At 64.0% G+C, this 5,851-nt stretch carries 3 protein-coding genes; 1 reads left to right on the plus strand and 2 read right to left on the minus strand.

Annotated features, from left to right (window positions below; all coding sequences use genetic code 11):
• Positions 1 to 579 precede the first annotated feature (579 nt).
• Positions 580 to 1,482, plus strand: a complete 903-nt coding sequence (locus tag ACP5E6_RS06030) for a glycosyltransferase (RefSeq protein WP_427952830.1) — start codon at positions 580 to 582, stop codon at positions 1,480 to 1,482.
• A gap of 20 nt (positions 1,483 to 1,502) precedes the next feature.
• Here ACP5E6_RS06030 and ACP5E6_RS06035 read toward each other — a convergent pair whose 3' ends face one another.
• Both ACP5E6_RS06035 and ACP5E6_RS06040 read right to left on the minus strand, forming a co-directional pair.
• Entirely contained in the window at positions 1,503 to 4,712 is a 3,210-nt protein-coding gene (locus tag ACP5E6_RS06035; protein WP_427952832.1) for an efflux RND transporter permease subunit, read from the minus strand.
• Entirely contained in the window at positions 4,709 to 5,788 is a 1,080-nt protein-coding gene (locus tag ACP5E6_RS06040) for an efflux RND transporter periplasmic adaptor subunit (RefSeq protein ID WP_427952834.1), read from the minus strand. The genes ACP5E6_RS06035 and ACP5E6_RS06040 overlap by 4 nt, the downstream gene beginning before the upstream one ends.
• Positions 5,789 to 5,851 lie beyond the last annotated feature (63 nt).

Genomic DNA, 5,851 nt, shown 5'->3' on the forward strand with positions numbered 1-5,851 from the left:
TTGACGCGGCAGCGGCAACATAATCGCATGAAATCGCTCGAAAAAACATAGAACTGGAGCGTTACGCTGAAAGCATACCGCGCAAGAGTCAAAAAATAGGCTGTGCCTCATGTCACGGGCGCGCGATCGGGTCATGCGACAAATTCATGTCGGGTTCACACTCGCAACTCTTCCATAATGATAGGAAGTGCCCATCTACATGAGGATCAGTTCAACGATCGCAGAATTCGGCGTCCGCGCCGTCCGTGATCCGGCCCTTACCGGCCGGATGGGGACCTTCGGGTCCCAACGTCTCCCAGACGTGAAGCCTCCCTGTTGACTTGCCCTGCCGGTTTTACCGGCAGGGCATTTTTTTCGCCACGGAGCGGCTGTGCGTATTTAGACAGGGCGAGCGGCGGCGACAATCGCACCCGGCGGTTCCGGGGGTGATTCGGCGATTGGTGTTGCGCGCAAGACACGTTTTTAACATCGAGGCATCGATTCCGTCCGTCGATCGGCGCGATGGATGGCAACCCGCCGTCACCCCGCAGGGCGGGCCGCGACTCTGGCGGCTTTGGCGCCGGCATGCGAAGAGGCGGCATGCGCTGGTATTTTGCGATCGATGAAGCCGGAACCCGGAGTGAGGCTGGTGATCTTGCAAAACTCGCGGTGCAGTCGCGCGCGCTTTGCCCGGGGTTGGAGCCGCGGCTGCTTTATCATGGCGCCCGCAACGATTTTACCCGCTGGATGAGCGATGCCGGTGTCGTTGTGATCGATGCGGTGCCGCCCTGTCTCGAGGCGATGCAGGCGGCGACCGCGCGCGGCAGTTTCCGGGCGCACTCGCTCGGCCATTGGTTACGCCTCGCGATTCCGCTCATCGACCATGACGCCGAGTTCGTTCTCTACACCGATTGCGACATCGTGTTTCTCCGGCCGATCGATTTCACCGCGATCCGACCGGCCATTTTCGCGGCCGCCCCTGAATTCGCGCCGGATGCGTGGAATTATTTCAATGCGGGCGTGATGGTGCTGAACCTTGCGGCGATGCGCGCCGCCCAGCCTGGCTTCGAGGCTCTGATCCGCGCGCGTCTCGATGAAGACAGCGCCGCCAATTTCGACGATCAGGTGGCGCTGAACCAGGCGTTTCGGGGGCATTGGGACCGGCTCGATCCCGGATTGAACGCCAAGCCGTATTGGCCGCACGACCCCCATGCCGGGATCCTGCATTTCCATGGCCCGAAGCTCGGCGCCATCGCGGCGATCGCCGAAGGCCGCTGGGATTGGACCGATGCCACCGCCCGCAGCATCGGCACGCTCTGCGCGGCTCATATTCCCCGCTATGTCAGCTGGTTGACCGATCTGGCCGAGCGGCTGCAACTGATCGACATGGCACGCGCCATCCAGCTGCATCATCTGGCCGGCCGATTGGCGGCCCATGGGCGCGACGCGGGCACGCCGAAGCTCGATCTGTCGGTTCTGACCTTCCGGATGTTTCCCGACTGATCGCGCGCGAGGGGGTTGGATCAGCCGACCGGTTTGCCGTCGTCGCGCAGCACGACATAGATCGCCGGGATCACCAGGAGGGTCAGCAGGGTGGACGAGGCGAGGCCGAAGAGCAGCGAGATGCCGAGCCCCTGGAAGATCGGGTCGGGCAGGATGGCGGCGGCGCCGATCATGGCGGCGACGGCGGTGAGCAGGATCGGCTTTGCCCGGATCGCCCCCGCCTCAAGGAGAACACGCCGGATCGGTGTGGTGCCGTCCTGGCCGTGGCGGATGAAATCGACCAGCAGGATCGAGTTTCGCACGATGATCCCGGCCAGCGCGATGAAGCCGATCATCGAGGTCGCGGTAAAATAGGCCCCCAGCAGCCAGTGGCCGAGCATGATCCCGATCAGGGTGAGCGGCACCGGTGTCAGGATCATCAGCGGGATTTTGAAGCTGCGGAACTGTCCGACCACCAGGACATAGATCCCGAGCAGAGCGACGATGAAGGCCCCGCCCATATCGCGGAACGTGACGTAGGTGACGCGCCATTCACCGGCCCAGCGCACGGTCGGGGTCGCGTCGTTCAGCGGGGGGTCGGACAGGCTGATGGCCGGTTTCGGCAGTGCTTTGGTCCAGTGGTGCTGCGCGATCAGGTGATCAACTGCCAGAATGGCATAGATCGGCGCCTGGAACTTGCCGGACATGTCGGCTTCCACCATGTCGGTGTACTGGCCGTCGCGCCGATAGAGCGAATAGGAGCCTTTGGTCTGGCGGGCGGTGACGACCTGGCCGAGTTCGACGACCGCCTTCGATCCGGGGATCGAGGCGGCGGGAATCGGTGTTGCGGCCAGGCTGTCGTTCCAGTCGCGCGCACGATTGGGCAGGCCGACGGCGATATCGACCGGCAGGTGCTGCGCGCCACGATAGGCGTAGCCGACGGCGACACCCCCGAGCAGGTCCGCGATGGTTTGATTGACGTCGGATTGGTTGACGCCATAGAAATTCAGCTTGCTCTGATCGACGTCGATCTCAAGCTGCGGCCGACGGTAGCCCCATGAATCATGGATGTCGGTGATATAGTCGACCTTGCGGAAGAGCGCCTTGATCTCGCGGGCCTCGGCCAGTCGCACGGCGGCGGTGGGTCCGTAGACCTCGGCGACCAGCGGCGCCAGCACCGGCGGACCGGGGGGCGCCTGGACGATTTGCATCGTGGCGCCGGGCGGAAGATGTACCGGGCGCAGGGCGGCGCGTAGATGCTCGGCGACCGTGTTGGTCAGGTCGCTGCGCTGTTCGCGCGGCAGCAGCAGAATGTGCAGCTCACCCTGGTTGGGGCTTTGCCGGGCGTAATAGCCGCGCACCAGCCCGTTGAAATCGAACGGTCCGGCGGTGCCGGCATAGACCGAGACCGATTTGACGTCGTGCAAAGTCTTGGCGCGCTGTGCGAGGGCGAGGAGGGTGCGTTCGGTGGCTTCGAGCGAGGCGCCGGCCGGCAGGTCGAGGATGACGGTGAGGTGGGATTTATTGCCATAGGGCAGGAGTTTGACCGTGACGGCCTCGAAATAGAACATCGAGATCGCGGCAAGCGTGGCGATGCCGATAACGATCAGGAAGGCCAGGGCGCGACGGCGCGTGCGGATCACCGGTTCGGCGATCAGCCAATAGATTTCACCCAGGCGGTTGCGCGGCGCGTGATGCACAGCCCCGGGTGCGGCTTCACGCGGGGCGAGTTTCAGGAGCATCCAGGGTGCGGCGATCGTGGCCATGAAGAACGAGAAGACCATCGCGGTGGACGCGTTGATGGGAATCGGCGCCATGTAGGGCCCCATCAGGCCCGAAACGAACAGCATCGGCAGCAGCGCTGTAATCACGGTCAGGGTGGCGATGATGGTGGGGTTGCCGACTTCGGCAACCGCCTCGATCGCCGATTGCATGCGGGTGCGCACATCGTTCATCTCCCAGTGGCGGGAGATATTCTCGATCACCACGATGGCGTCATCGACCAGGATGCCGATCGCGAAGATCAGCGCGAACAGGCTGACCCGGTTGATCGAGAAACCGAACACCCAGGAGGCGAAAATGGTCAGGAGCACGGTGGTCGGGATCACCACGGCCGTGACGGCGGCGGCTCGCCAGCCGATGGCGAACACGATGAGGACAACGATCGACAATGTCGCCAGCGCCAGATGCAGCAGGAGGTCGTTCACCTTGGCGTTGGCGCTGCGGCCATCGTCGCGGGTGATGCTGACGGCGACGTCGTTGGGGATCAGCCGGCCCTGCAATGAGGCGAGACGCTCGCGAATCGTGTGCGCGATCACGACCGCGTTCGAACCGGATCGTTTGGCGAAGGCGATGCTGACCGCCGGCGTGGTGCGCCAGGCGTCCTTGCCGACGCGCTGCACCATGAACACTTTATGCGTCGTCGGGGCCGGGCCGGTGACGATTTTCGCGACGTCATCGACATAGACGGGTCGTCCGGCGCGGGTGGTCAGTTGCAGCAGGCCGATGTTCGAGCCCGGTTGGAGGCTGTGGCCGACGATGACGGCATCGAGCTTGCCATTGGCGTAGAGATTGCCCGCATCGAAACTCTTGTTCGCTTCGGTGATCCTGGCGACCAGTTGCTGGAACGTCACACCATAGAGTGAAAGCTTGGCGGGGTCGGGTTCAACCCTGATCTCATCGGGGACGTTGCCGACGATGTAGGACAGGCCGATGTCGGGGATGCGGATCAGGGCGGTCTGCACCTTGCGCGCGATACGCGACAGGTCGGCCTCGTTGTAATATTTCGCCGCGCCGGGTTTTGGCGTCAGCGTCATCACGACGATCGCGACGTCGTTGATCCCATGGCCGATGACCAGCGGCGCCGGAATCCCGATCGGCAGTTTCTGGATATTGGCCAGAATGTGGTTGCGCACGCGGATCACCGCGTCCTGCTCCTTGGTGCCGATATGGAATTCGGCGCCGACCATCACCTGATCGTCCTGGGTCTGGCTGTAAACATGCTTGACGCCGGGGATCGATTTCAGAATGGTTTCCAGCGGCTTGGTCACCAGCTCGGCGGCATTGGCGGCCTTCAGCCCGTTGGCGGTGATCGAGACATCGACGATCGGCGCCTTGATCTGGGGATCGTCCTCGCGCGCGATCGAGCCGAGCGCCAGCAACCCGGCCAGAACCGCCGCGATGATCAGCAGCGGCGTCAGTTTCGAGCGGATGAAGGTGCGGGTGATCGCCCCCGAAATGCCGAGTTTCATTGCGCGGCCTGGGGTGCAACCAGGATGTCGCCGGTGTGCAGGCCGGAGAGGATTTCAATCCCGTTGGGCATTGCCGGCGTGGGCCGCGGCGCGCCGCGCTGGATCGGGACGTCGATGATACTGCCGTCCTTCAGCCGGAGCCGGGCGTAATCCGATCCCGACAAGGTCAGCAGGAAATTTTCTGGCACGACGATCGCCTGATGCTCCTGCGCGGGCAGCCAGGCCTCGACCCGGATGCCGACGAACCGGTCGGGCAGGTTGGGAACCGAGGCGTAAGCGATCAACCTGCCATCGGAAATACCCGGCTTGATCTCGTCGATCGTGCCGAACAGCGTGGGGGCCGCGCCGAGTTCCGCGCCATCGACCCGGATGAGCGCCCCGAGATGCACGAACCTTGTGTAGCGTTCAGGCACCGCAAGTCGGACCCGGAACGGTGCCTGGGCGAGTTCGGCCACGACGTCGCCCGGCATTAGAACACTGCCCGCGGCGATCGGCGTATGGATCACCAGCCCGGCATGCGGCGCGCGCACCGCGCCCTGATCGATTTGTTTGCCAATGGTGTCACGTTGGGAGAGCGTTGCCGCCAGCGCGCTCTCCGCGACCCGCAGGACCGAGCGTGCCTGATCGAAACTGGCGCGTGATACCGCGCCCTGGCCGACCAGGCGTTGCGTGCGGTTGAAATCGAGCTGCGCCTCGGCAAGTTTCGCGCGCGCGCCCTTCACCTCGGCATCGAGAGTGGATTTCTGGGCGAGCAGGGTGGAATCGGCAATCGTCGCCAATGTCTGATCCGCGGTAACGTGATCGCCGTCCTTCACGTCGATCTGTGCGACCGTTCCGGAAATGCGGGCGCGCGCCGGCAGCGTGCGCACCCCCTCGACCGTACCGAACACCGGCGCCAGCTCCGTCAAGGATTGGCGCGTTACGGAGAATGTCGCGGCCGGGGTCGGTGCCAATGTCCCGGCGCCGAAGGATGGCGGACTCAGCAGGGGTAGCGCGGTCATGCAGCCGATGCCGATCCAGGCGACACGCATCGCACGAAAACCCGATCGCAATCCGGGTGGAGGCATAACGGTCATGAGCACATTCCTGAGAAGTGTTGGCCTGAGAAACGTTGGCCTGAGAGGTGTTGGCCTGAGAAG

The organism is Acidiphilium sp., assembly GCF_049977125.1.
Taxonomy (GTDB): domain Bacteria; phylum Pseudomonadota; class Alphaproteobacteria; order Acetobacterales; family Acetobacteraceae; genus Acidiphilium.